The sequence below is a fragment of the Lutibacter sp. Hel_I_33_5 genome (genome assembly GCF_007827455.1).
In the GTDB taxonomy this organism is placed as follows: Bacteria; Bacteroidota; Bacteroidia; order Flavobacteriales; family Flavobacteriaceae; genus Polaribacter.
Genome location: NZ_VISM01000001.1, coordinates 789974 through 814314, shown reverse-complemented (window position 1 = coordinate 814314; position 24341 = coordinate 789974). Strand labels below are relative to the sequence as shown.

26 protein-coding genes are annotated in these 24341 nt (G+C 29.5%); 10 read left to right on the top strand and 16 right to left on the bottom strand.

The genetic code is table 11. From position 1 onward, the window contains the following. Positions 1-17 precede the first annotated feature (17 nt). Together OD91_RS03520 and OD91_RS03515 are read right to left on the bottom strand one after the other, a co-directional pair. On the bottom strand, positions 18-395 hold the full coding sequence (locus tag OD91_RS03520; protein WP_144895016.1) for a PUR family DNA/RNA-binding protein: 378 nt from the start codon (positions 393-395) through the stop codon (positions 18-20). Between the two features lie 81 nt (positions 396-476). Next, a complete protein-coding gene (locus tag OD91_RS03515) occupies positions 477-2231 on the bottom strand; it encodes an ABC transporter ATP-binding protein (RefSeq protein ID WP_144895015.1) in 1755 nt (584 codons plus the stop codon). Positions 2232-2444: 213 nt separating this feature from the next. On the opposite strand from OD91_RS03515, the gene nusB reads away from it, so the two are divergent. The 7 genes from nusB to OD91_RS03480 all read left to right on the top strand — a co-directional run bounded on the left by nusB (position 2445) and on the right by OD91_RS03480 (position 8268). Continuing rightward, a complete protein-coding gene (nusB, locus tag OD91_RS03510; protein ID WP_144895014.1) occupies positions 2445-3383 on the top strand; it encodes a transcription antitermination factor NusB in 939 nt (312 codons plus the stop codon). Between the two features lie 33 nt (positions 3384-3416). Next, positions 3417-3944, top strand: coding sequence for a DUF1573 domain-containing protein (locus OD91_RS03505; RefSeq protein ID WP_144895013.1), 528 nt, complete (start codon positions 3417-3419; stop codon positions 3942-3944). Further along, complete coding sequence (gene yajC / locus OD91_RS03500) at positions 3944-4264, top strand: preprotein translocase subunit YajC (RefSeq protein ID WP_144895012.1); 321 nt, start codon at positions 3944-3946, stop codon at positions 4262-4264. Before OD91_RS03505 ends, yajC begins: the two co-directional genes overlap by 1 nt. An 89-nt stretch (positions 4265-4353) precedes the next feature. Continuing rightward, the gene (locus OD91_RS03495) at positions 4354-5289 is read left to right on the top strand and encodes a hypothetical protein (protein WP_144895011.1); all 936 of its coding nucleotides are present in this window, start codon (positions 4354-4356) and stop codon (positions 5287-5289) included. Continuing rightward, a complete protein-coding gene (gene coaE / locus OD91_RS03490; RefSeq protein WP_255513157.1) occupies positions 5289-5885 on the top strand; it encodes a dephospho-CoA kinase in 597 nt (198 codons plus the stop codon). The genes OD91_RS03495 and coaE overlap by 1 nt, the downstream gene beginning before the upstream one ends. Positions 5886-5987: 102 nt before the next feature. Then, positions 5988-7556 (top strand): sensor histidine kinase KdpD, encoded by a 1569-nt coding sequence (locus OD91_RS03485; protein WP_144895009.1) that lies wholly within the window; start codon positions 5988-5990, stop codon positions 7554-7556. 10 nt (positions 7557-7566) lie between these two features. Then, complete coding sequence (locus OD91_RS03480; protein WP_144895008.1) at positions 7567-8268, top strand: response regulator transcription factor; 702 nt, start codon at positions 7567-7569, stop codon at positions 8266-8268. Positions 8269-8341: 73 nt separating this feature from the next. Here the strand turns inward: OD91_RS03480 and OD91_RS03475 are convergent, their stop codons facing one another. Beyond that, the gene (locus tag OD91_RS03475; RefSeq protein WP_186434388.1) at positions 8342-9196 is read right to left on the bottom strand and encodes a prolyl oligopeptidase family serine peptidase; all 855 of its coding nucleotides are present in this window, start codon (positions 9194-9196) and stop codon (positions 8342-8344) included. Positions 9197-9242: 46 nt separating this feature from the next. On the opposite strand from OD91_RS03475, the gene OD91_RS03470 reads away from it, so the two are divergent. After that, on the top strand, positions 9243-9863 hold the full coding sequence (locus OD91_RS03470; protein ID WP_144895006.1) for an L-threonylcarbamoyladenylate synthase: 621 nt from the start codon (positions 9243-9245) through the stop codon (positions 9861-9863). Between the two features lie 73 nt (positions 9864-9936). On the opposite strand, the gene OD91_RS03465 is transcribed toward OD91_RS03470, so the two are convergent. Continuing rightward, positions 9937-10935, bottom strand: a complete 999-nt coding sequence (locus OD91_RS03465; protein WP_144895005.1) for a glycosyltransferase family 2 protein — start codon at positions 10933-10935, stop codon at positions 9937-9939. 123 nt (positions 10936-11058) lie between these two features. After that, on the bottom strand, positions 11059-11502 hold the full coding sequence (locus OD91_RS03460) for a type I restriction enzyme HsdR N-terminal domain-containing protein (protein WP_144895004.1): 444 nt from the start codon (positions 11500-11502) through the stop codon (positions 11059-11061). Positions 11503-11607: 105 nt separating this feature from the next. On the opposite strand from OD91_RS03460, the gene holA reads away from it, so the two are divergent. Further along, entirely contained in the window at positions 11608-12609 is a 1002-nt protein-coding gene (gene holA, locus OD91_RS03455; RefSeq protein WP_144895003.1) for a DNA polymerase III subunit delta, read from the top strand. 157 nt (positions 12610-12766) lie between these two features. Here holA and OD91_RS03450 read toward each other — a convergent pair whose 3' ends face one another. The 11 genes from OD91_RS03450 to rlmH all read right to left on the bottom strand — a co-directional run bounded on the left by OD91_RS03450 (position 12767) and on the right by rlmH (position 23319). Further along, positions 12767-13801 (bottom strand): hypothetical protein, encoded by a 1035-nt coding sequence (locus OD91_RS03450; protein WP_144895002.1) that lies wholly within the window; start codon positions 13799-13801, stop codon positions 12767-12769. 2 nt (positions 13802-13803) lie between these two features. Continuing rightward, positions 13804-15186, bottom strand: a complete 1383-nt coding sequence (locus OD91_RS03445; RefSeq protein ID WP_186434387.1) for an MBOAT family protein — start codon at positions 15184-15186, stop codon at positions 13804-13806. A gap of 102 nt (positions 15187-15288) precedes the next feature. After that, positions 15289-15792 carry a TylF/MycF/NovP-related O-methyltransferase gene (locus OD91_RS03440; RefSeq protein ID WP_222428666.1) on the bottom strand — a complete coding sequence of 168 codons (504 nt, stop codon included), beginning with the start codon at positions 15790-15792 and terminating at the stop codon, positions 15289-15291. A 220-nt stretch (positions 15793-16012) separates the two neighbouring features. Beyond that, positions 16013-16846: a methyltransferase domain-containing protein gene (locus OD91_RS03435; protein ID WP_144894999.1), complete on the bottom strand. Its 834-nt coding sequence runs from the start codon at positions 16844-16846 to the stop codon at positions 16013-16015. A 102-nt stretch (positions 16847-16948) separates the two neighbouring features. Then, positions 16949-17188 carry an acyl carrier protein gene (locus OD91_RS03430; protein ID WP_144894998.1) on the bottom strand — a complete coding sequence of 80 codons (240 nt, stop codon included), beginning with the start codon at positions 17186-17188 and terminating at the stop codon, positions 16949-16951. Beyond that, complete coding sequence (locus OD91_RS03425; protein WP_222428665.1) at positions 17189-18988, bottom strand: HAD family hydrolase; 1800 nt, start codon at positions 18986-18988, stop codon at positions 17189-17191. Between the two features lie 136 nt (positions 18989-19124). Then, complete coding sequence (locus OD91_RS03420) at positions 19125-20156, bottom strand: M28 family metallopeptidase (protein WP_144894997.1); 1032 nt, start codon at positions 20154-20156, stop codon at positions 19125-19127. A 55-nt stretch (positions 20157-20211) separates the two neighbouring features. Next, complete coding sequence (locus OD91_RS03415) at positions 20212-21009, bottom strand: ABC transporter ATP-binding protein (protein ID WP_144896921.1); 798 nt, start codon at positions 21007-21009, stop codon at positions 20212-20214. Between the two features lie 31 nt (positions 21010-21040). Continuing rightward, a complete protein-coding gene (locus OD91_RS03410) occupies positions 21041-22069 on the bottom strand; it encodes an iron ABC transporter permease (protein ID WP_144894996.1) in 1029 nt (342 codons plus the stop codon). A 140-nt stretch (positions 22070-22209) separates the two neighbouring features. Then, complete coding sequence (locus tag OD91_RS03405; RefSeq protein WP_144894995.1) at positions 22210-22788, bottom strand: non-canonical purine NTP diphosphatase; 579 nt, start codon at positions 22786-22788, stop codon at positions 22210-22212. Between the two features lie 57 nt (positions 22789-22845). Next, positions 22846-23319 (bottom strand): 23S rRNA (pseudouridine(1915)-N(3))-methyltransferase RlmH, encoded by a 474-nt coding sequence (gene rlmH, locus OD91_RS03400; RefSeq protein WP_144894994.1) that lies wholly within the window; start codon positions 23317-23319, stop codon positions 22846-22848. Between the two features lie 135 nt (positions 23320-23454). Here rlmH and nadC point away from each other — a divergent pair, with 135 nt between their 5' ends. Next, on the top strand, positions 23455-24312 hold the full coding sequence (gene nadC, locus OD91_RS03395; RefSeq protein WP_144894993.1) for a carboxylating nicotinate-nucleotide diphosphorylase: 858 nt from the start codon (positions 23455-23457) through the stop codon (positions 24310-24312). Positions 24313-24341: the final 29 nt, after the last annotated feature.

Sequence of the window (24341 nt, the reverse complement as noted above, 5' to 3'; positions counted from 1 at the left end):
TTAAAGGTACGACTTTTCTAAATATCCTCAAAAGAAACATCTGTAAAACTTTCTGGAGTTTTAGCTTCTTCTGTTGTAGGTTCTTCAGTTACCGCTTCTTCTTTCTTGTAATTTTTTTGATGACGTTCGCTAATTACTTCACTCCCTTTTTCATTAATAATGTAATCGGTTGCTTTTCCTAACATTTCATGAAAATCAGCAAAATCTTCTTTGTATAAATAGATTTTGTGTTTTTGATAATGGAAAGAACCATCATCATGAGTAAATTTTTTACTTTCTGTTACGGTTAGGTAATAATCGTCTGCTTTTGTTGCTCTTACATCAAAAAAATAGGTTCTTCTCCCAGCTCTTAAAACTTGAGAAAAAATTTCTTCTTGTTCAACTCTCTCTGCCATAATTTCTTAAAATAGTATGTTGTTTGTTATAATAATAAGCCAACAAAACTAACAAAATATTTCACTTGGCAATGGCTAAGGCTAAATTTCTTTTTCTAAAAGCTGTTGATTATAAAGTTCTTTATAGTATCCATCTTCTTTTATTAATTGATTATGAGTTCCTTTCTGAATGATTTTCCCTTCATCTAAAATAATGATTTTATCAGCATTTTTTGCTGAAGAAACTCGATGGCTAATGATAAATGTAGTTTTGTTTTTAGATACTTTATCTAAATTAGACAATATCTTTTCTTCGGTTTCTGTATCAACTGCTGATAAACAATCGTCGAAAATTAATATTTGTGGATTTTTAATGATAGCTCTAGCAATAGAAACACGTTGTTTCTGTCCACCAGACAATGTTACACCTCGTTCTCCTAAAATAGTGTCGTATCCATCTTTAAAATTGATGACATTTTTATGTACAACCGCATTTTTTGCTGCTGCTATTATTTCTTCTTGTGTAGCATTTTCATCACCAAACTTTATATTATTTCCGATGGTATCAGAAAATAGAAATGGATCTTGTGGCACACTCCCTATTTGATCTCTTACATCAAACAAATTACAATCTTGTATCGGCGTTGCATCTATTAAGACTTCACCATCCGTAACATCATATAATCTATTAATTAAACTAACTATGGTTGATTTTCCAGAACCTGTTTTTCCTAAAATTGCTAAAGTTTCACCTTTTTCAACAGAAAAACTAATATTATTTAAGGCTGTAATGTTTGTGTCATCATAGGTTATAGAAACATTTTTAAATTCAACTTTACCATCTATTTTTGTTGGTGTATCTACTGTATTCTGAATCTCTGGAATTTCTTTTAAAAACTCGTTAATTCTTTGTTGAGAAGCTTCTGCTTTTTGAACAATCGATGTCACCCACCCAACAACAGCAACTGGCCATGTAAGAATGTTTACATATAAAATGAATTCTGCAATAACACCAATTTTAATCTCGCCAGCAATGTATTGTTTACCGCCTATATAAATGACTAAAAGATTACTAATTCCAATTAAAAGTATCATTAAAGGAAAAAACAAGGCTTGCACCTTATATAAATCGATGTTTTTTTGTTTGCTTTGATCTGCTAGTTCATCAAAATTATCAATAATAGTTTTTTCTATTCCGTATGACTTTACCACATTAATACCCGAGAAAAATTCTTGATTAAACGTAGTTAATTTAGAAAGATATTGTTGAACAATTTTACTTCGTTTATTTATCATTCTACTCACAATAAATACTGAAACTGATAAAATAGGGAAAGGTAATAAAGTGTACATTGTAAGCTTAGCATCTACTTGAACCATTCTTGTAAAACCAACACCAAAAAGAAAGATTACATTTAAGGTATACATTACTCCTGGGCCAAAGTACATTCTTACATTACTTACATCTTCACTAATTCTACTCATTAAATCTCCAGTTCTATTTTTTTTATAGAAGTTTAAAGAGAGTTTTTGGTATTGCTGATAGATTTCATTTTTTAAATCAAACTCAATCAATCTAGAGCTAACAATCAACATTTGACGCATAAAAAAAGTGAATATACCAGCTAATAAAACAAAACCTATAATAAGTAAAATGTTAATGAATAACTTGTGTTTAACATATTCTAAATCAGTTATATCATCTTTAAGATAATCTTCAACAATGTTTAAAGATTTTCTAATTAATTGCGGAATTTCTAGTGAGAAAAACTTAGAGCAAATAGTAATGACAATTCCAAGTAAAAACCGCCATTTGTATTTTATAAAATATTTATTTAGATATTTAAGTGCTTTCAATGAGTGTAAGGAAAAAATTATAATTCTTGTGAGCGAAGATAAAGTTTTAAAAGGAATAATTTCTGTTAAACTGTTGGTTTTAATTTTAATATTTATTGAATAAGAAATGATAAAAAAAAGAATGATATTCGTCATTGTAGAATGATAAATAATACTATTTTTGTTGCTCGTTAGAAATTTTTTCTATCGTTTTTAAATAAGTTCTTTAGTAAAATGATAAACAGAAGACATATTAGAGTTAAAGTGATGCAGTCTTTATATGCAATGATGCAATCACATAATGATGATGTTATAAAAGAAGAAAAATTCTTAAAATTCAGTATCGTTAAAATGCTCGATTTGTTTGTATTACAACTTCAAATTCTTATTGAAGTACAAAAATTAGCAAATAAAAAGATTTCACTTTCAAAGAAAAAAATCTTAGCAACTAAAGAAGATTTACAACCCAACACTAGATTTGTCAATAATATTGTGATTAATAACTTGGCTAAAAGTCAATCTTTAAAAACATATATCGAAGATAAAAAACTGAACAATTGGGAGCTTGATGATGAGTATATAAAAATAATTTTTGATGCATTATTAAAAAGTGATTTATATAAGAATTATATGAATTCTGATGATGAATCTTTTAAAGTTGATAGAAACTTTGTAATCGACTTTTTTAAAGAGATTATTGCACCAAATGAAAAATTATTTGAATACTACGAAGATAAAATGATTACTTGGATAGACGATATCCCTTTTGTTAATTCATGGATTGTAAGAGTATTAAATAAGCAGAAAGCAGGTTCTACCTTTATATTAGGGAATATTTATAAAGATCAAGATGATGAAGATTTTGTAAGTGATTTATTTAAGAAAACAATATTAAATCATACAGAATACGAGAAAGATATTCAAGAAAAAACACCTAATTGGGAAAATGATAGGATAGCAGATATTGACATGATTCTGATTAAAATGGCTATTAGCGAATTCTTGAATTTCCCATCTATACCTACCAGAGTTACTATTAATGAATATATAGAATTAGCCAAAGATTATTCAACTCAAAAGAGCAGTTATTTTGTAAATGGAGTCTTAGATAAAATATCTAAAGAGTTTATAGAAAGCAAAAGAATTGTTAAAATTGGGCGTGGATTATTATAAATTATTATTTTTACATAAAATATATTAAATATCATGAAAAAATTAATTGTACTTATAGCATTTTTCACAAGCGCAACTTTATTAGTTTCTTGTGGAGAAACAAATGCAAAATCTAAAGTTAACAAAAGTAACTTAGAGACTGCAGCAAAAAGAGATGTAGAAATCAGTGAAGGAGCGCCAACAATCAGTTTTGATAAATCTGTGTATGATTTTGGAACTGTAAAAGAAGGTGATATCGTAGAGACTGCTTTCAAAGTAACTAATACTGGTAAAACAGATTTAGTCATTACAAACGCACAAGGTTCTTGTGGATGTACTGTGCCTGTATGGCCGAAAAAGCCAATTAAACCAGGTCAATCTGCTGATGTTCAGGTTAAATTTAACACTTCTGGTAAACCAAATAAACAAGCTAAAACAGTTACATTGTATACGAATACAGCGGTTGGTAGAGAAGTTTTAAAATTAACTGGAATGGTAACTCCTAGTGGTAAAAAATTAAATGTTAACAATAAGATTGATGCAAATCATATTCAAAAGTTAGATTCTAAAAAAAATAATTAATGTATTTAACAACAATATTTTTACAGTCTAGTTCTTCTATTGCTAGTATGTTACCTTTTTTAGCAATGATTTTGGTATTGTATTTTTTTATGATTCGTCCACAAATGAATCGTCAGAAAAATGAAAAGAAATTTCAAGCAACTATAAAAAAAGGAAGCAAAGTAATAACCTCTAGTGGTATTCACGGGAAAATCATTGAATTAAACGATAATGATAATACGGTAACCATTGAAACTGGAGCTGGTAAAATTAAATTTGAAAGAACTGCATTATCAATGGAGCTTAGTAAAAAATATGCTCCAGCAGTAGCTAAAAAGTAAAAAGATATTTTTATCTAATTAAAAAAGTGAGCAATAGCTCACTTTTTTGTTTTTAAGGATTTATGTAGATTGCATCATAATTTTATACTTTGAAAAAACCAACCAATATATCAAAAACATTTATCTACTTTTTAGTTGCTTCAATTTTAATTTGGATGCTTATTACTTTGTCTAAAGAATATACAACGGAATTCAAAATACCCGTATCCTATAGTAAGTTGCCACAAGATAAATTGATGCAAAAAGAGCCTGAGAAATTTATTTCATTAAGTATTACTGGTTCAGGTTTTAAAATTTTAACTAGAAAGTTTAGTCAAAAGAATATTGTTCTTGCTATCGATAAATTAATTAAAAAGAATAGTTCTCAATATTACCTTATTCCAGAGAAAAGAAAAGCAAATATTCAGAAACAATTAAAATCAGGATTAATTATTAATCAAGTATTAACAGATACTATTTTTATTGAGTTAGGTAGTTTAACCTCAAAAATGATTCCTGTAGTGCCAGATGTATCTATTAAATATCAATTAGGTTATAATTCTTCTAGTCTATTAAAAGTAGTACCAGACAGTGTTTTAGTTTCTGGAACAGATAATCAACTAGAAAATATTGTAGAAATCTTAACGGAGAATATTACTTTAAATGATGTTGCTACAGATTTTACTAAAAAGTTAAACTTGGTAATTCCAGAGGATGAGAACATAAAATTAAATTTATCGCAAGTAACTATTTCTGGAGAGGTAGATAAATTTACAGAGGGCGAGTATGAAGTTAATTTCTCTATAGTAAATGTACCTGATGATGTTAAATTGAATACATTTCCTAAAACAGTAAAAGTGATTTTTAAAGTAGGATTAAAAGACTTTCAAAAAATAAGCAAAAATTCATTTTCTGTAGTTTGTGATTATAAAATTTCTGAAGAAAATAATCTAAATTATTTATTACCAAAAGTTAAAGCAAAATCTTCTATGGTAACTTCCGTTAAAATTGTGCCAGAAAAAATTGAATACCTAATTATAAAATAATGGTAGTTGGTTTAACAGGTGGAATAGGGAGTGGAAAGACTACAGTACTTAATATCTTTTCTAACTTTAATAATGTAGCAATTTACCAAGCAGACATTGAGGCTAAAAAACTAATGAGTAACTCATTAGAAATAAAAAAAGAACTTATTAACGAGTTTGGTGCAGATGCATATATAAACAATAAATTAAATAGGTCTTTTATTGCAGGTATTGTTTTTAAAGATGCGGCTAAGCTAAAAACACTTAATAGTATTGTACATCCAGCAGTAGAGAAGCATTTTAAAGCATTTATTTTATCTAATAATACTAAAGACTATATTTTATACGAAAATGCAATCTTATTCGAAAATGGAAGTGATCGATTTTGTGATAAAATAATTACTGTTACTGCTCCTGAAAAAACACGAATTAATCGTGTTGTTAAACGAGATAATACTACCGAAATTGCTGTAAAAAATAGAATCAAAAATCAATGGAAAGAAGAAAAGAAAATACTACAATCTCACTATATAATTAACAATATTTCATTGATTGAAACACAAGAAATTGCTATAAGAATTCATAATATTTTAACAAATAATCAAGTTTACGTTTAAAAGTATTCAATGATTTTGTTAAAATCCTCTTAAAAACAAAGTATATTTGTTAATCTAAGTTAAAAAGCTAAACACCAAAAGTTATATAAAGTATTTTTGAATATGCGTAAGAAAATGTTTATTCTTATTGTTGTATTAATGAGTATTTCCTTGATTGGAATTATTGCTGTGCAATTGTATTGGATAAACAATGCCGTAGAAAGTAAAAAGCAGCAATTTAATAATGATGTAAAGATTGCATTAGCTAAAGTTTCTGATAGAATTAAAGATAAAGAATTTGATGAATTTTATGCACGTTACGGATCTATTTTTAACAATCAAAAATTAGCCAATGATGCAGAAATAAAAAACTATTTGTTTCAACAAATTGATACCGTTGGTAAGCGTAAATTTTCTTTTGGTGCAACTATTTTAGAAGAGAATATAAAGTTGCCGACAGATTTTTTAGATAATGATACTATTATGCTTAAGAGAATTATTTCTAAGAAAGATTTTTTTCAAACAAGTACTATTAGAAATACTGGAGATTTAAGCTCCTTACCAGAAGACACAAGATTTACATCTATTCAAAGAGAGTGGGCATTTGAAAAATTTCAAATAAATTCAGTAGTATCTGATTTTCAAGGGAATAAACCCATTCATCAACGAGTTAGTAATCGAGAAGTTAGTGAAGTTTTAGGTGAGGAGTTAAGGAAAAGAAATATAAATATAGCCTATAAATATGGTATTTATAGTAACGATGGTTTAGCAACCAAACTAAAATCAGGATATTTTAGAATTGACAGAAAAGAAAGTCAGAATTATCCATTGTTTAGAGATGAAAATGGACATAGTGATTATAAATTACATGTAACTTTTCCATCAAAAAATAAACACATTTTAGCAGAAATATCAAATATATTATTGCTTTCGTTATTTTTTATATTCATTATTATCATTGCGTTTTCAAGTTCATTATATCAATTAATTAGACAGAAAAAAATATCAGAAATTAAAACAGATTTTATTAATAATATGACTCATGAGTTTAAAACGCCAATTGCAACGATTAATCTTGCTCTTGATGCCATTAAAAATCCAAAGATTATTCATGATGAAGAAAAAGTGAAGCGCTATTTGGGTATGATTCGTCAGGAAAATAAAAGGATGCATGGTCAGGTAGAAAATGTTTTGAGAATATCAAAATTAGAAAAGAATCAAGTTGATATTAATAAAGATGCAGTTGATGTACATGATATTATTGATGAAGCAATTTCGCATGTAGATTTATTAGTAAAAGATAAAGGAGGGACTATTACAACACATTTGGAAGCAATTACATCAGAAGTGCTAGGTAATCAGCTTCATTTAACAAATGTAGTTGTAAATATTTTAGAAAACGCATTAAAATATTCTGATGAGGCACCGAAAATTGACGTGTACACAGAAAATACAAATAAATATTTCATCTTAAAAATTAAAGATGAAGGAATTGGAATGAGCAAGCAAGCTCAAAAATATGCTTTCGATAAATTTTATAGAGAGCATAAGGGTAATATACATAACGTAAAAGGTCATGGTTTAGGATTAGCCTATGTAAAAGAAATCATAGATAACCATCAAGGCACAGTTATTGTGGAAAGTGAAAAGGGCAAAGGAAGTATTTTCACAGTAAAATTAGGAATAATTTAAAAATGATATTATGGGAAGTAAAAAAATTTTATTAGTAGAAGACGATCCAAATTTTGGAACCGTTTTAAAAGATTATTTAGCATTAAATGATTATAATGTTACACATGCAAAAGATGGTATAGAAGGCTTAATTATGTTTAAAAACAGCGATTATGACTTATGTATTTTAGATGTAATGATGCCAAGAAAAGATGGCTTTTCTCTTGCGCAAGATATTAGATCGACAAACAAAGAAGTGCCAATTATTTTCTTAACGGCAAAAACCATGAAAGAAGATGTATTAAAAGGATACCAAGTAGGAGCAGATGATTATTTAAATAAACCATTTGATTCTGAAGTATTATTGTTTAAAATCAAAGCAATTTTACAACGTAAAGAGGCTGATAAATCTGCAGATAATGAGCAATTTGAGTTTGAAGTAGGGTCTTTTTTCTTTAACTCTAAATTACGTCATTTATCAGTTGGTAAAGAAGGAGAACCACAAAAATTGTCACCAAAAGAAAGTAAGTTATTACGCATGTTGGCAGTTCATAAAAACGATTTAATGCCGCGTGAGCTTGCATTAACAAAGATTTGGAGAGATGATAATTATTTTACATCTAGAAGTATGGATGTATACATAGCAAAGCTTCGTAAATATTTAAAGAAAGATGAAAATGTTGAAATTTTAAATATTCATGGAGAAGGTTTTAGATTAGTAGATAAAACCTAATTAAGTAAAGATATTCCCAAATATAAAGCTCAACTTTGATAAAGTTGAGCTTTTTATATTTTCTATAAATTGACTATTTATATAGATCAAAAAAAGTTTTTATTTTATTAGTTGCTTCATTTAAGTCTATTGTAGATAAATCATGACCTTGATTTGGATAAAAAGTATGTTGATTAGCTACATTAAAAGTATTTAATTTATCTAACAAACGTTGAGATTGAGATAGAAAAACTAATTGATCATTTTCTCCATGTAATAATAGAGTAGGTGCAGATTTTTCATCAATATGAGAAATTGGACTCGTATTTTTATATAAACTTTCATTCCCACTTAATGGAAGTCCAAGAAAATTTAATGCTATATTTTGAAATGCCCCATTAGGAGAATTTGTAAATGCTGGATCTAGAAAATCGGTAGGACCAGCTAAAGAACAGACTGCTTTTACATTTTTAGCAGTATCAGTAAAATAGGAGTATAATAAAGCTAAATGACCGCCAGCACTATAGCCAATAAAATAATATTTTCTAGAAATAATATATTCATCTTGCTTACTTTTCAATTCAGAAATTAAAGAAGAAATATCGTTAATCTGTGCAGGATGTTGATTACCCGTTGCGCCAGCTAACCTATAATTTGTATTTACAATGGCATACTCTGAGCTGTTATTCAAAAATAAATTAACAAAAGTAGTCATGTCAGATTTATCGCCTTGAGACCAAAACCCACCATGAATTAATACAATTACGGGTGTATTAGCTGTTCTTCCTTTAGGTAAATAAATATCATAGTTTTGGTTTTTTTCAGAACCATAGGTTTTATTTATAAATTGTGCCGATGAAATTTCTTTTACAATTCCATCTTCCGTTGTACAAGATAAAAAGAGAAATAAAAAAGAGAGCGATACAATTTTTGTAAATTTGAAATTCATACAAATAGATTTAAGTTTTTCTATTGGTCTCAAATTTAACACCAAAATGTCACACTTCATCAAAATATATAATGAAAATCCAAATCCTAAAGAAATTGATAGGGTAGTGGAAACATTAAAAAAAGGTGGACTTATTATCTACCCAACCGATACTGTATATGGTTTAGGTTGTGATATTACTAATACCAAAGCATTAGAAAAAATTGCAAGAATTAAAGGTGTGAAATTAGAAAAAGCGAATTTTTCCTTTATTTGTAACGATTTAAGTCATTTATCAGACTATGTTAAGCAAATTGATACACCAACCTATAAAATTCTAAAAAGAGCATTACCTGGACCTTATACGTTTGTTTTACCAGGAAGTAATTCACTGCCAAAAGTTTTTAAGAAAAAGAAAACGGTCGGAATTCGAGTGCCTGATAATACTATTGCTAGAACTATTGTTGCTACCTTGGGAAATCCAATTGTATCAACCTCAATTCATGATGAAGATGATGTTTTAGAATATACTACTGACCCTGAATTAATTTTTGAAAAATGGCAAAACTTAGTTGATATTGTTATTGATGGTGGTTATGGCGATAATCAAGCGTCTACAGTAATTGATTTAACTTCAGATGAACCTGTCGTAATTAGAGAAGGAAAAGGAAGTTTAGATATTTTGTAAATTTATTTACTAATGTAATTCTAAGCTTGTCTGAAGATTTTTTTGAGATTTCGAGCGCAGTCGAGAAATCTAATTATTTCAACTTCTCAAATTTACTTCTTCCCAAGACAAAATATTGCCAAACAATAGAAGTATGTAGATTGTAATTTTCTTTTTTTGATAATTTCTTACGTTTCTTTAAAAATCTATTTAAATTTTTATAAAAACTGATATGTGCTTTTAAAATTGCAAAAGTATGTACAGGTCTAAATTCTAATAGGAACTTTATACCTGCAATTCCATCTAAAAGTAAACGTGAGAAAACAACGAATAAAAACCATTTCTTTGGCACATTTTTCACCACATTTAATAAACTATTTCTAAAATTTAAAAATGTTTTCTGAGGATTCGTTTCTTGCAATGTTGCTCCACCAACATGATAAACCGTTGATGTGCCCACATATTTAATATCAAAACCATTATTTTGTATACGCCAACACAAATCTATTTCTTCTTGATGTGCAAAATAATCTTCATCAAAACCAGCTATTTGATGATATACTTTAGAACGAATAAAAAGACAAGCACCCGAAGCCCAGAAAATATCTGTAGTATCATTAAAATGTCCTCTATCGATTTCTAAATCATTAAAAACGCGTCCTCGGCAATACGGATAGCCATATAAATCTAAAAATCCACCACCAGCACCAGCGTATTCAAACTTAGTTTTATCTTTAAAATCTAACAATTTAGGTTGAATGATAGCAGTGTTTTCTTCACGTTTAAAAACGTCTAAAACAGGTGATAACCAATTTTGAGTAACTTCAATATCAGAATTTAACAAACAATAAATATCAGCATCAATATGTTGTAAAGCATCATTATACCCTTTTGCATAGCCGCCATTCTGCTTGTTTTCTACAATTTTTACAGTAGGGAAATGTTCTTTAATAAAATGTTTAGAATCATCTGTAGAGGCATTATCAGCCACATAAATTATTGCTTCTTCAGAACTAAAAGAAACAACTGATGGTAAAAACTGTTCTAAGAGTTTTTTTCCATTCCAATTTAATATGACAATAGCAGTTTTCAAGGAAGCGAATTTACAGTTTTAATGCTGATATTAGTTTTAAAAATATCATAATTTATCTTGATGTCTCCTCGAGCGCAGTCGAGAGGTCTTTGTAGCAAATCTCGACTACGCTCGACTTGACAATTATTTATAATCCGGAATCTCTTCTAAAAAAATAAAGGCTTCGTTTTCGACATCTAATTTGCAGAAATAATGCTCTAATCCGTTGGTTACAATCAAATAGTTAGCATTCAGTTTTAAATTGTATCGTGCAATTTGATCAAAAGTATCTTGAGATATTTTTATACTTGGTGCTTTGCATTCGACAATAATATTGTGAGTTCCATCCGCAGAAAAAATTAAAATATCAGTTCTTTTTTTACGATTATTAATTGTGAGTTGTTTTTCTAATGCAATTAACGAAACTGGATATTTTTTTTCTTGAATTAAAAATTCTACAAAATGTTGACGTACCCATTCTTCTGGAGTTAAAACCACATATTTTTTTCTCAATTTATCAAAAATAAGCGTCTTATTTTCGTTACTTTTGAGTTTGAATTTATATGCGGGAAGATTCAATTTTTGCATCAATCAAATGTACAAAAATCTTCCAGTATGTCATTCCCGTGAAAACGGGAATCCACAGTATTATTAATAAATAGGTTCCTGCTTTCGGAGGAATGACAATTAAGAATGAACGAAGTAAAATCCATAGTGTCAGATATACAAAACGGTAACTTAAAACCTATTTATTTTTTAATGGGAGAAGAATCGTATTATATAGATAGAATCTCTGATTTTATAGAAAACAACGTTTTAGAAGAAGCGGAGAAAGGATTTAATCAGATTGTCATGTACGGTAGAGATACCTCTATTGAAGACATTATTGGTGCTGCAAAGCGTTTTCCTATGATGGCAGAAAAACAAGTCTTAATTGTAAAGGAGGCGCAAGATTTAAGCAGAAATATAGAAAAGTTGGTTTCGTATGCAGAAAATCCGCAACCCTCTACGGTCTTGGTTATTAATTATAAATACAAAAAACTAGACAAACGTAAAAAACTGCATAAAGCGATTGCTAAAAACGGATTACTTTTTGAAAGTAAGAAATTATACGAAAATCAAGTAGGAGATTGGTTACGTAGAGTGTTAAGTGGAAAAGGCTATCAAATAGAACCCAAAGCTACACAAATGTTGGTTGAGTTTTTAGGAACCGATTTAAGCAAGATTTCTAACGAGCTAGACAAACTAACCATCGTTTTACCAAAGAAAACAATTATTACTCCGGAACATATTGAAGAGAATATTGGGATTTCGAAAGACTTTAATAATTTTGAACTCCGCAAAGCAGTAGGAGAGAAGAACGTTTTAAAAGCCAACCGAATAATAAATTATTTTGCACAAAACCCAAAGAATAACCCGTTGGTGATGACTATTTCTTTGCTAAATAGTTTTTTCACCCAGCTTCTATTGTTTCATGGTTTAGAAAATAAATCGAAGGCTTCTGTGGCAAAAGGATTAGGTATTAGCCCGTATTTTGCTGACGAATATTTTAATGCTGCTAGGAATTACCCAATGCGTAAAGTTGCACAAACTATTGCTTTATTACGAGAAGCAGATGTTAAAAGTAAAGGGGTTGGTGCTAGCCAAACACATGCAGATATTTTAAAAGAGCTGCTGTTTAAAGTGTTGCATTAATTAAAATTAATGGTTTCGTTGACGGTTGGTATAAGAATATGTAGCCGATTGCGTGGCACTTTCCTGTCAATTCACACAAAAGTTGAAGCTAGCTACAACCTATGATATTACTACTGTTTCGGCTATTATTTTTATACTTTGTTGTGTGTTCGTGCTTTTAGTCTTTCGATTGAAGTATTTTTTTTATTCCATTTTCTTTACAATGCATCCCATCGTAAAAAAATGTTTCATCTAATCCTATTAAAGTGGGACTAAATGACCCATAAAGTTTAATATTATGGTATTTTGCATACTTAATAATCAAATTTTCAGTTTTTAAAACCATAGGGTAATCCTCTTCAATTCTATTATAAATTTTAGGATGAAGAGGGCAAAGAAAAAACTCAATAATTATATTATTTTTTTTCATATCACTTATTAATTTCTCAAATTCAGCCCAAATACTTTCATCTATAGAGTTAAACCTTTCAATACTGGGTAAATCACCTGCTAATAATGAACTAACCTTTTTTTCTATTTCAATCTTTGAAGCATCTCTATATGATTTACCATAAACATGAGAGCCATCTGTTAGTTCTGTAATTGTAATATTAAATTTATTGCGAGTTGCTAGGGGTTCACTTTTTCCGGTAATTACTTTAAAGAATTTTGGTAATGAACTTTGAAAATAAGATAATGAAAAAAATTCTTTGTATTTGTTTATTTCATTATTTGCTTCTTTTTTATTATAGAAATTATAATAAAAATGTTGAATTGATTTCCATCTTTCTTGAGTACTATTTTTATTAAATTGATATGGTGCAATATTAATAATAATCGTTTTAGGTGTTTTATTATATTCCTTATAAATCTGATAAATAGCAATATAATCTTCGAGACTTGCACCACTTACTGAATTATTATAAATGTTATTGTTTTTCAATAATGTGCGATCTATAAACATTGAGCTACTAGAACCCAAGACTATGATTTCAGGAGCCTTTTTCATTGTTTTAATTATTTCTTTTTGAAATAACCGTTCATCATAATTGTGTAAGTTGGTAACATAATTTTTCTTTGCAATAATTTTGGCGATTTTAAATTCATATCCAGCTTTAAAAAGGTTTGCGGAATCACCAATATAGTTTACAACTACTAATATTAATATAATAGGGATTATTAATGTTGAAATATTAATGACAAACTTCTTCATTGTTAAAATTTAAAATAGATAAACTGATTTGTGCCAAAATCTCCAAAGTAAATTATAGCAAATATAATTGTAAAGTATAGTGTATATTCAAGCGGTTTGTTGATCTTTAAATTAGATAATGGGAATTCATTTTTTCTTGATAACCATTCAACTATTACGAAAATAAACAAAAAGATTATTGTTGTTAAGGCTAAAGACATTCCTGTTAGAATTGGTTTTGTGAAAAGCGATGGTGATATTATTTTTAATATATAACTTATTGCCTGATCAATATTTTCAGCTCTACACATTATCAAACCCAAAGTCACAATTAAAAAGGTTCTAATAATTCTCAAAGAGTCATTTAGTGATGGTAACCCTAACTTATTTGTTTTTAATTTTTTCTTTTTAAAAATTGAGCCAGTAAGAATCAAAGGTATGAAAAGTAAGCCATTATATAAACCGAAAACAACGAACGTCCAAGTAGCCCCATGCCACATTCCAACTAACAGCATATTAATAATTATAGCTAGAATGATACCCCAAATACCAAGGTTTCTAAATTTAACATTTAGCGGCATGAAAATATAATCTGTTAACCAGGAAGTTAATGATATATGCCAATTTCTCCAGAATTCTGCTAGATTTCTTGAGAAAAAAGGGTAATTAAAATTTTTAGTAATTTGAAAGCCTAGAATTTTCCCAACACCAATGGCCATATGCGAATATCCCGAAAAGTCAGTGTATATCTGAAAACTATACAGAATTGCTATAATTAGTAATGTACTTCCTGATTGATTGGGAATATCAGTCCAAACGTCATTAATTAACCCAGCTAAATTATCTGCAATGACCACTTTTTGAAATAACCCCCAAAGTATCTGTCGGCAACCATCTACAACTAAATTATAATCAAACGAACGTTTAGATTGTAATTGCGGTATAAAACGATTGGGTCTATCAATTGGACCAGATAGGATTGTTGGAAAAAAGGCAACATAGGTTGCAAAGTCAACAAAATCCGTAGTAGCCTCCATTTTACCTCTACGTACTTCTATTACATAACTTATAAGTCTAAAAGTAAAAAAACTAATCCCCAAAGGTAAAATGATATTGAATGTTGTAGAATTTACCTTTAGTCCAATTGTATTAAACAGATCAGAAAAAGATTCTATAAAGAAATTTAAATACTTAAAATAAAGCAATAGTCCGACACCCAAGAACACCCCCAATGAATTAAATATCAAAGCTTTTTTCTCTGTGCTTTTTTGAATTGCTATCCCCAAAAAATAGAAAATAGTCGTAGCAACCAATAACAAAGGTATCATCTCCCAATTTGCATAACCATAAAAGAAATAACTAGCAAAAAGCAGTAACAAATTTTGAGTTTTTGCTTTTTTCTTCAATGGTGAATAGTACAGAAAAAAGACGATTGAAAAAAAAATAAAAAAGCTGAATGAATTAAAAATCATTGGATGGGAATTTAAACTTTGATCTTTTTATTGTAATTATTTAGTTTTTATGATAATCCCGTGACCGTTCAGGTTATGGATTTTAAATCCATCTGTAAGATCTAATGAATTGAAATATTTGGTAATACCTTCACAAGTCCAAAATCCGTAATCGTCAAACACAACGGCTCCTCCTACTTCTAACCTAGCCCAAGAATATTCGAAAATATCCTTAGCGGATTGATAAGTATCAACATCAATGTGGCATAATTTAATTTTTTCAATTTTTAAATTTGGGAAATCATCAGGGAAAACACCTATTAGAACAACGGAGTTTTTTGATTTCACTTTTTCCAACAATTCATTTACTATTCTATCAGAAGTATCGGAATGCTCTCCTCCTCTATATACGGTATCTTCCTCAGTGGCCTTTACAACACCAGTAAAAGTATCGGCTAGATAAACTTTGGAATCACTATCTTCAGAAGCTTTACTTAAAATTGCTCCTGTACCACCCCGCCAAACACCAACTTCAAGAATGTCACCTTCTATTGTCTTCATGTTTTTTACTAATGTCCATAATTCATAGCTACGATAAATATCAACTAAAGTGTTGTCTTTTACAGCGTCATAGAGTTTTTTAAATTCAGAGTCTGTTTCCCATGGAGAATAACTTGCATATGGAATAACTTGTTTGTGAATTATTTCTTGATCAAACTGAAAGAATGTAGTTTGTCTTAGAACATTTATGAGCTGTTCTCGTTCATTATGTAATTGTTTCTCATATTTTTTGCCCATGTTCTTCTTTTTTTATTAATATGTAGAAAGTATTAGTTGGTTGAATTTGCATCACTAAATATTCTTGTTCGATAGTAGTTTTTTTGTTGATTTCGAATCCTAAATCGGTTACGTATTTTTCAAATTCAACATGGTCTTTATGGAAATTATATAAATGATCAAATTGAGGGAGATCGCTTGCGGTGGTTAAAATTAGTTTCCCTTCTTTGTCAAGTGATTCATAACAAATTTTAATTAATGAATAAGGATTATCTAAATGTTCAAGCAGTTCGATTATATATATTGTATTGAAATATTTTTTCTGTTGGCCAGTGTACAATTCTTCAAAAAACCTTACAGAAGGGTAGTTTTTTTGTACAAATGAGTTTAGGGACAAGTCATATGCGTATATAGTTTCATAGAAGGATTGAGTAATCGAAATTTCTAAACCAGGACCAATTCCTATATACAAAGCCTTACCAGAACAATTGCTTGTTTTTAGTAAATCCATAATTTGAAACCTGTGCGGTGCAAAGAGAACAGACATCAAAAGGACCAAATCATATTCAACCCTACTCGGGCTATAATTATTTATCCCTAATTCACAAGGGTATTTTCCTGTTTTTATAAACCTTTTACAGTCTTTGTTGAAGTAAAAAATAAACTCACCATATATATCGGTTAGATCATCGGAAGTTAGTTTCTGATGGTCTAAATACGATTGAAGGTATGTTGTTGTATGTTTATAAAGTTTTGATTCTTTTATTTCATCAGGACAATTATCATACAATACCGCAAGTAATCTGTTTTTAGAAGTGAGTTTTTCTAGGAGTGTCATTAAGATCTTGCTCTTTAATAAATGATTTGATAGAGGTTATGTTATTTGTTTTTAGCCCCAGGAATATTGATGTGGTGTTAGATAAAAAACAATGGATTTATATTACAGCTTCTTAAGTATGCATGAAATCATTTCAGAGATGTTCTTCCATGAAAGAATCTCGTTAGATGCAAATCTTATTTTAAAATGTTTTTCAACTGCAACAACTAACATTATATGAGTTAGGGAATCCCAATCATCCACATCATTCACTGTTGTAGCTCCCGTTAATACAATTGAATCATTATCCAATTGGTCACGGAAGATTTCTTGTATTTGAATTAAAATTTTTTGATTTTTCATTTATTTTGTTGTTATAAAACATTCTTTGTTTGTGTAATTTGCAATATCTAATTCATAAAGGTTTCGATCGTCGGTAAATATAGATAAAAAACCAAGTTCATGATAATGATTTTTCATCATTTTATTTTTAGGTGTTTCTATGTATTCACCAATAATTTTTTTGAAACCATTCTCTTTTGCATACTTAGTAATTGTGTTTAACGTAAAGTTTTCCATTCCTCGTTTCAAAACACGACAGCTCATAAACCATGTATTAATAAATAGTGTTTCTTTGTTTTTTTTCTCAAGTATGATAACACAAATTAATCCATTATCTCCATATTTATCTGAAAGAGTAAAGCTAAAATCTCGGAAATTATCGTCATTAGAAATGTTTTCAATGTCTGCTTCTAAATATCTGACATTACGGAGATTAAATTGATTGCTCCGCTGTGAAAGCTGTGACACACGTGGTGTGTTAAATTTATCGAATGGTTTTACTTCAGAAACCATGTCCATGCTTTTTAGAAATTCAGCTTCATTGGTAAAACTCTTTTGCAAGATAACTCTTTGATTTTCTACTTGATATTGCTTTGTACGGTCAACATCAGCGTAAGAGTATGATACTGTTTCAAAAAGATTCAGACTATAAAGATACTCTAGATATTCTCCTGGATCTTCAGGGAGTTCAGGAACAGTAATCCCAGGTACATTCTGACGAACCATGTTCCGCTCAAAAGGATTATCATCTAAGAATACCATTGAATCAAAACCTATATTTAGAATAGACTGAATTTGCCGGATATTATCAGCCTTATTATCCCAATTTGCCTTAAACACAGCGATATCACTCAGTTTTAATATCATGTCAGGATGTTTTTCGAAAGGCTCTTTAGCAATTTTTTCAGTATTTTTAGAGCATACAGCGAGAATAACACCTCTGTTTTTTAATTTTTTCATCCATTCTTGAAATTCAGTGAAAGCCTTTCCAATGCCTAAACCATGACCTAATTGGATGTTTTCCAAACCATCATCTCCAATTACTCCGCCCCACATCGTATTGTCTAAATCTAATATCAAACATTTATTGAATCTTCCTTGAGCTGCGCTAATAAGATCCATTGCGCGTGAAGCTACATAAGGAATAGCATCAATTGAAAATATCATTTCTGTAGTTACATATACAGACGAATTAAACATCATATCTCGTCCGAATTTATTTTGTAAAGCCGCAATATCGCAAATGAAAAGATTGGAGTTTTGCTGAGCCAAATTCATCAGCTCATAATTGAGCTTTCGAATCTGGTATGTAAAAGAACTTTCTACTTTATTGGCATAACTTCCAAATACGTTGTCTTCAATTTCTGGATAATTGAAATAAATCAACCTCGATAGAATGGAGTTGCACATCAATTTTATGAATTCTAATCGTTCATCCGCAACAAGACTTTGACTTTCAGCAACCTTTTCATTATAAGTAGATAATAATTTGTGCGTAGATTGAGAAACGACTACATAATCAGCATCAAAACTATATAATTCAGATGTTGGGTCAAGAAATTGTTGTTCTACTTGATTATAATCAGCTTCAAAAAATTCAATGTTGTATCCTCTTTCGACTCCTACTCCCCTTATTGCTATTCCCAAAAACTGTGTTGCATTATCCCCTAATAGAGCAACCTTTATAGTTGGAAGCGCCTTTAAATCCTTTTTCAGATTTTTTTTGAGTTCTTTGAATGTACTTATTATCATAAATATTTTCTCTTTATAGACTATTCTAATCTTTTTCTTAGCATGACACACAACTTCACGAATATGCATCGTTTTAATGATTTATATTCGGAGTTAACGAAGTTATCATTTTTCAAGTAAAAAATCAAGAGAAAAAACACCCGTTTTCTAAAACAAAAAAACCTCGCAAAAAGTGAGGTTTTATATGTCTAAAAATAATAAGTTTTTATTTTTCAGCTTTATCAACTACCACACGATTTTCTCGGTTGGCCAATTCCCAAGTCGTATGAAAAATCAAACGTGTTCTTTTTTCTAATAATGGGTAATTAATTTTATCAGGTGTATCAGAAGGTTGGTGGTAATCTGCATGCACACCGTTAAAGTAAAAAATAATAGGAATATTATGTTTTGCAAAATTATAATGGTCAGATCTATAATAAAAACGGTTTGGGTCGTTTTCATCATTATAGGTGTAATCTAAACCAATATTGGTGTATTTAGTATTAATAGCTTCAGAAACATTATGTAGTTCTGTACTTAATTTATCAGCACCAATTAAATAGATATAATCTGGGTTTTCTGTATGATTTTCATCAACTCTACCAACCATATCTATATTTAAATTAGTGACAGTATTTGCTAAAGGAAAAATTGGGTTTTCTGTATAATACTTAGAACCTAATAATCCTTTTTCTTCACCGGTAACATGTAAAAATAACACTGAACGTCTAGGTTTCTTCCCTTTTTTAGACGCTTTTTGAAATGCTTCTGCAATTTCTAAAATAGCTACAGTTCCAGAACCATCATCATCTGCACCGTTATAAATTTGTCCATTTTTAACACCTTCATGATCCAAATGCGCAGAAATCACAACAATTTCTTCAGGTTTTTCTGTTCCTTCAATAAAAGCAAGTACGTTTTCAGAATCGTTTAATTTCATTCCTCTACGGTTATTACTTAAATAAGCAGAAGGCACTTTTTGGAAGTAATTATCAACTCCTGCAGGAGAAACAATACCGTTACTTTTATAAAAGTTTCTTAAATATTCTACCGCTTTTTTCTGACCTGGTTCTCCGGTGTTTCTACCTTCAAATTCGTCAGAAGCATAGATGTATAAATGTTTGCTTAAGTCTTTAGCAGTAATTGTTTGCGCATATTTTTCGGCATAATCTACATTAGGGTCGTTACTTGAGGCGTTTTTATTTACACCACAAGAAACCAATGTAAAAGAAATAGCAACATATAATAATTTCTTCATTTATTAAATTTTTAATTGGGTGATAAAAGTAACAAAATGTTACGCAGTAAGCAATTTATTTTTTCTGGATAACAAATTGTTTTAATGATTTGTTAAAACTGATCATTTCTTTAGGAAATAATTCTTCAAATGCATTTTGATTGATGAGTTCTTCTGATGTTCCGCTTAGCGTTTTTTCTTCGGATAATAAGATAAGTTCATCAGCTAATTGAATGGCGAGATTTACTTCATGAGTAGAAATCAATATTGTTTTCTGTGTTGTTGCGACTAACTTTTTTAACAGCGAAAATATTTTTATAGTATGATGGATATCTAAATGTGCTGTGGGTTCATCTAAAATGATAATTTCTGTGTCTTGCGCCAAAGCTCTTGCAATTAAAACACGTTGTAATTGTCCGTCGCTTAATTCGTAAAAACGATTGTTTTTTAGATGTGCTATTTCAGTATGTTCTAATGCCCAATTGATTTTAGAAATATCTTTTTCTGATAAAGTATCAATCCAATTTGTATAAGGTTGACGCCCTAAAGCTACTAGTTCAAAAACTGTAAGCTGACTTTCTGGTAAACGTTCGGTAAGCACCATACTTAATGACGTTGCTAGTTTTTGATGTGTATAATCAGATATGTTTTTTTGATTAATTTCAATAGCACCTTTTAAAGAATTCTGAACCTTAGATAGTGTTCTTAATAAGGTAGATTTTCCTATTCCGTTTTTTCCTAAAATAGCGACAAACGAACCTTTTTTTATAGATAAATCAATTTCTGAAGCAATTACTTTTTGATACTTTTTTGTTTGATAACCTATAGATAGATTTTCAGTTTTTAATACGATATGTTTCTTTTGATGTTTAATCGTTAATTTATTTAAAGGTTTTTTACTTTCATCATACAAATATCTTCTTCTTTCTAATTAATAACCAAATAACTACCGGCGCACCAAATAATGAAGTTATTGCGTTAATTGGCAAGGTGAATTCACTTGTTGGTAATTGTGCAATAACATCACAGATTAATAATATGATAGCTCCTAAAATTGCCGAAGCAGGTAATAATATTTTATGATTAGATGTGGTAAAAATCAGTTTTGCAATATGTGGTACGGCTAGACCAATAAAAGCAATAGGTCCAGAAAAAGCGGTAATAACTCCTGTTAATAAACTTGTGATTAGTAAAATTATATTTCTACTTTTTTTAATATTAATCCCTAAACTTTTTGCGTAGTTTTCACCTAATAAATAACTGTTTAAAGGTTTTATTACGGATAACGTTCCAATGATTCCAATGCCATAAATAATGATGAAAACAGATAATTCTTGCCAAGATAAGTTACCTAAACTACCGAAACTCCAGAATAGAAATTGCTGAATCTGAGTTGCCTCAGAAAAATATGCCAATACTGAGATTACTGCAGAAGTTAGTGAGCCAAACATCAATCCAATAATTAAAATTGACATGGTATTTCTAACACGATTTGCTGCAATAATTACTGCTGATAACACTAAAAAAGCACCTAAACTTGCTGCAATAGCCATCGCCCAATTAGAAAATGAAGCAGTTAATAATATGACACCAAAAATTGATGAACCTAAAATTAACAAAGCCACACCTAAACTAGCACCAGAAGAAATTCCGAGTACAAATGGACCCGCAAGCGGATTTCTAAACAAGGTTTGCATTAACAAACCACAAATTGATAATCCAGAACCTACTAATATAGCAGTTATTGCTTTTGGTAATCTAAAGTTAACTATAATCGTATGCCAACTTTCTTTTACAGCATTTCCTCCCGTTAAAGATTTAAAAATATCTTCAAACGGAATAGAAACAGAACCTAAACTAATATTCACAAAAAACAAGACCAACAGTACAACTGAAAGTAGTATAAAGTGTTTTGTGTATGTTTTGTTTTTCACCTTTCTGTGATTCTTATCCGTAATTCCTGTTTTAGCAAGAATGACAAAAGTTTATGAATATTTGTTTAGTTTAATGATGCATGTCACCTCGAGCGCAGTCGAGAGGTCTTTATTAGGTCTCGACTGCGCTCGATCAGACATTATTTATATTTCTTTAAAAATCCGACTAACTTCTGAATAGCCAAACCTCTATGACTAATTTTATTTTTTTCTTCCGCACTCATTTCAGCAAAAGATTGATGATATCCTTTGGGTTTAAAAATTGGATCATATCCAAAACCTTTTTCACCCTGTTTTTGTTGTAATATTTCTCCTTTACAAATTCCGTCAAATAAAAACTGTTCTCCATTAATATTTAAACAGACGGAAGTTCTAAACTGTGCTTTTCTGTTTTCCTTATTTTCTAATTCAGTCAATAATTTTTGCATATTATTTTCAGAATTAGCAGGTTCTCCTGCATATCTAGCCGAATATACTCCAGGTTCTCCATTTAAACTTTCAACCTCTAAACCAGTATCATCTGCAAAACAATTATAACTAAACTTCTCTGTAATATGATTTGCTTTTAACTGCGCATTTCCTTCTAAAGTAGTTGCCGTTTCATCAATTTCATCAAAACAATTAATATCTTTTAAAGAAAGCAATTCTATTGAGCTTGGAAGCATTTTCTGAACTTCAGCAAGTTTATTAAGATTGTTGGTTGCAAAAACTAATTTCATAGCGCGAAAATAATCAATTTAATATCAGTAATTAATATACTTATTGCCACAATGTGGCTATTCATGATGATAGGGTTCATTTCTAAGAATTGTAAAACCACGATAGATTTGTTCAACAATAAACAAGCGAATCATCTGATGAGAAAACGTCATTTTAGACAATGATAATTTCCCTTTTGCCTTTTTATAAACAGCTTCAGAAAATCCATAAGGACCACCAATTACCAAAATTAATTGTTTAATTCCTGAGTTCATTTTTTTCTGTAAAAGCTTAGAAAACTCTATAGAAGTATAATGTTTTCCTTTATCATCCAATAAAATTAAATCATCAGCATTATTAACTTTTGCTAAAATTAATTCGCCTTCTTTTTCTTTTTGCTGATTTTCGCTAAGGTTTTTAGCATTTTTTATATCAGGAATCACTTCAAATTCAAACTTTATATAATGTTTTAATCGATTTTGATATTCATCAATTAAAGCAATTAATTGCTTGTTATCCGTTTTACCAATGGCAAGTAGTTTGATTTTCATTTTTTGTCTGGTCGAGCGCAGTCGAGACCTGTTAAAAACCTCTCGACTGCGCTCGAGGAGACATAATGTATGTCGAAACAAAAGTATTAATTAACAATTTAAAATACTATTTTTGTTTCAGAATTAAGAATCCATATGATAACAAAAGAACAATTTGAAAAAGAACTAGAACTTATAATTTCTAATGCAATAAGAGAAGATATTGGAGATGGAGATCATACATCTTTATCGTGTATTCCTGTTGATGCAAAAGGAAAAGCTAAGTTATTGGTGAAGGATGAAGGAATTATTGCTGGTGTTGAATTTGCTAAACAAGTTTTTACCTATGTAGATGCAGATTTAGAAGTAGAAACGTTTATAAATGATGGAGATGCAGTAAAATATGGTGATATTGTTTTTCATGTTTCTGGTCGTTCGCAATCAATTTTACAAGCCGAACGTTTGGTGTTAAATGCGATGCAAAGAATGTCTGCAATTGCTACAAAAACGAAGTTTTTTGCTAATTTATTAGACGGTACAAAAACGAAGGTTTTAGATACACGTAAAACAACGCCAGGAATTAGAGCTTTAGAAAAATGGGCGGTAAAAATTGGTGGCGGAGAAAATCATAGATTTGCTTTGTATGATATGGTAATGATTAAAGACAATCATATTGATTTTGCGGGTGGAATTACACAAGCAATTACAAAAACGAAGAAGTATTTATCTGAAAAAGAGTTGGATATAAAAATAATTGTTGAAGCTAGAAGTTTAGAAGAAATCAAAGAAATTTTATCGAATGAAGGTGTTTATAGAATTCTAATCGATAATTTTAATTATGAAGATACTAGAAAAGCAGTTGCTTTAATTGGAGATACTTGCTTAACAGAATCTTCGGGTGGAATTAATGAAAAAACAATTAGAAAATATGCAGATTGTGGTGTCGATTTTATTTCTTCAGGAGCATTAACACATTCGGTGTATAATTTGGACTTGAGTTTAAAAGCGATTTAATTTGTTTCAATATAAACTTTGCAACTTAT

Excerpts from the sequence above, each read along its gene's own strand:
- OD91_RS03405 (WP_144894995.1), bottom strand. The coding sequence starts at position 22,788 with ATGAAATTAGTTTTTGCAACCAACAATCTTAATAAACTTGCTGAAGTT.
- OD91_RS03505 (WP_144895013.1), top strand. The coding sequence starts at position 3,417 with ATGAAAAAATTAATTGTACTTATAGCATTTTTCACAAGCGCAACTTTA.
- OD91_RS03440 (WP_222428666.1), bottom strand. The coding sequence starts at position 15,792 with ATGAAGACAATAGAAGGTGACATTCTTGAAGTTGGTGTTTGGCGGGGT.
- nadC (WP_144894993.1), top strand. The coding sequence starts at position 23,455 with ATGATAACAAAAGAACAATTTGAAAAAGAACTAGAACTTATAATTTCT.
- OD91_RS03420 (WP_144894997.1), bottom strand. The coding sequence starts at position 20,156 with ATGAAGAAATTATTATATGTTGCTATTTCTTTTACATTGGTTTCTTGT.
- OD91_RS03520 (WP_144895016.1), bottom strand. The coding sequence starts at position 395 with ATGGCAGAGAGAGTTGAACAAGAAGAAATTTTTTCTCAAGTTTTAAGA.
- yajC (WP_144895012.1), top strand. The coding sequence starts at position 3,944 with ATGTATTTAACAACAATATTTTTACAGTCTAGTTCTTCTATTGCTAGT.
- coaE (WP_255513157.1), top strand. The coding sequence starts at position 5,289 with ATGGTAGTTGGTTTAACAGGTGGAATAGGGAGTGGAAAGACTACAGTA.
- holA (WP_144895003.1), top strand. The coding sequence starts at position 11,608 with ATGAACGAAGTAAAATCCATAGTGTCAGATATACAAAACGGTAACTTA.
- rlmH (WP_144894994.1), bottom strand. The coding sequence starts at position 23,319 with ATGAAAATCAAACTACTTGCCATTGGTAAAACGGATAACAAGCAATTA.
- OD91_RS03425 (WP_222428665.1), bottom strand. The coding sequence starts at position 18,988 with ATGCATATTCGTGAAGTTGTGTGTCATGCTAAGAAAAAGATTAGAATA.
- nusB (WP_144895014.1), top strand. The coding sequence starts at position 2,445 with ATGATAAACAGAAGACATATTAGAGTTAAAGTGATGCAGTCTTTATAT.
- OD91_RS03485 (WP_144895009.1), top strand. The coding sequence starts at position 5,988 with ATGCGTAAGAAAATGTTTATTCTTATTGTTGTATTAATGAGTATTTCC.
- OD91_RS03460 (WP_144895004.1), bottom strand. The coding sequence starts at position 11,502 with ATGCAAAAATTGAATCTTCCCGCATATAAATTCAAACTCAAAAGTAAC.
- OD91_RS03435 (WP_144894999.1), bottom strand. The coding sequence starts at position 16,846 with ATGACACTCCTAGAAAAACTCACTTCTAAAAACAGATTACTTGCGGTA.
- OD91_RS03450 (WP_144895002.1), bottom strand. The coding sequence starts at position 13,801 with ATGAAGAAGTTTGTCATTAATATTTCAACATTAATAATCCCTATTATA.
- OD91_RS03470 (WP_144895006.1), top strand. The coding sequence starts at position 9,243 with ATGTCACACTTCATCAAAATATATAATGAAAATCCAAATCCTAAAGAA.
- OD91_RS03475 (WP_186434388.1), bottom strand. The coding sequence starts at position 9,196 with ATGAATTTCAAATTTACAAAAATTGTATCGCTCTCTTTTTTATTTCTC.
- OD91_RS03480 (WP_144895008.1), top strand. The coding sequence starts at position 7,567 with ATGGGAAGTAAAAAAATTTTATTAGTAGAAGACGATCCAAATTTTGGA.
- OD91_RS03430 (WP_144894998.1), bottom strand. The coding sequence starts at position 17,188 with ATGAAAAATCAAAAAATTTTAATTCAAATACAAGAAATCTTCCGTGAC.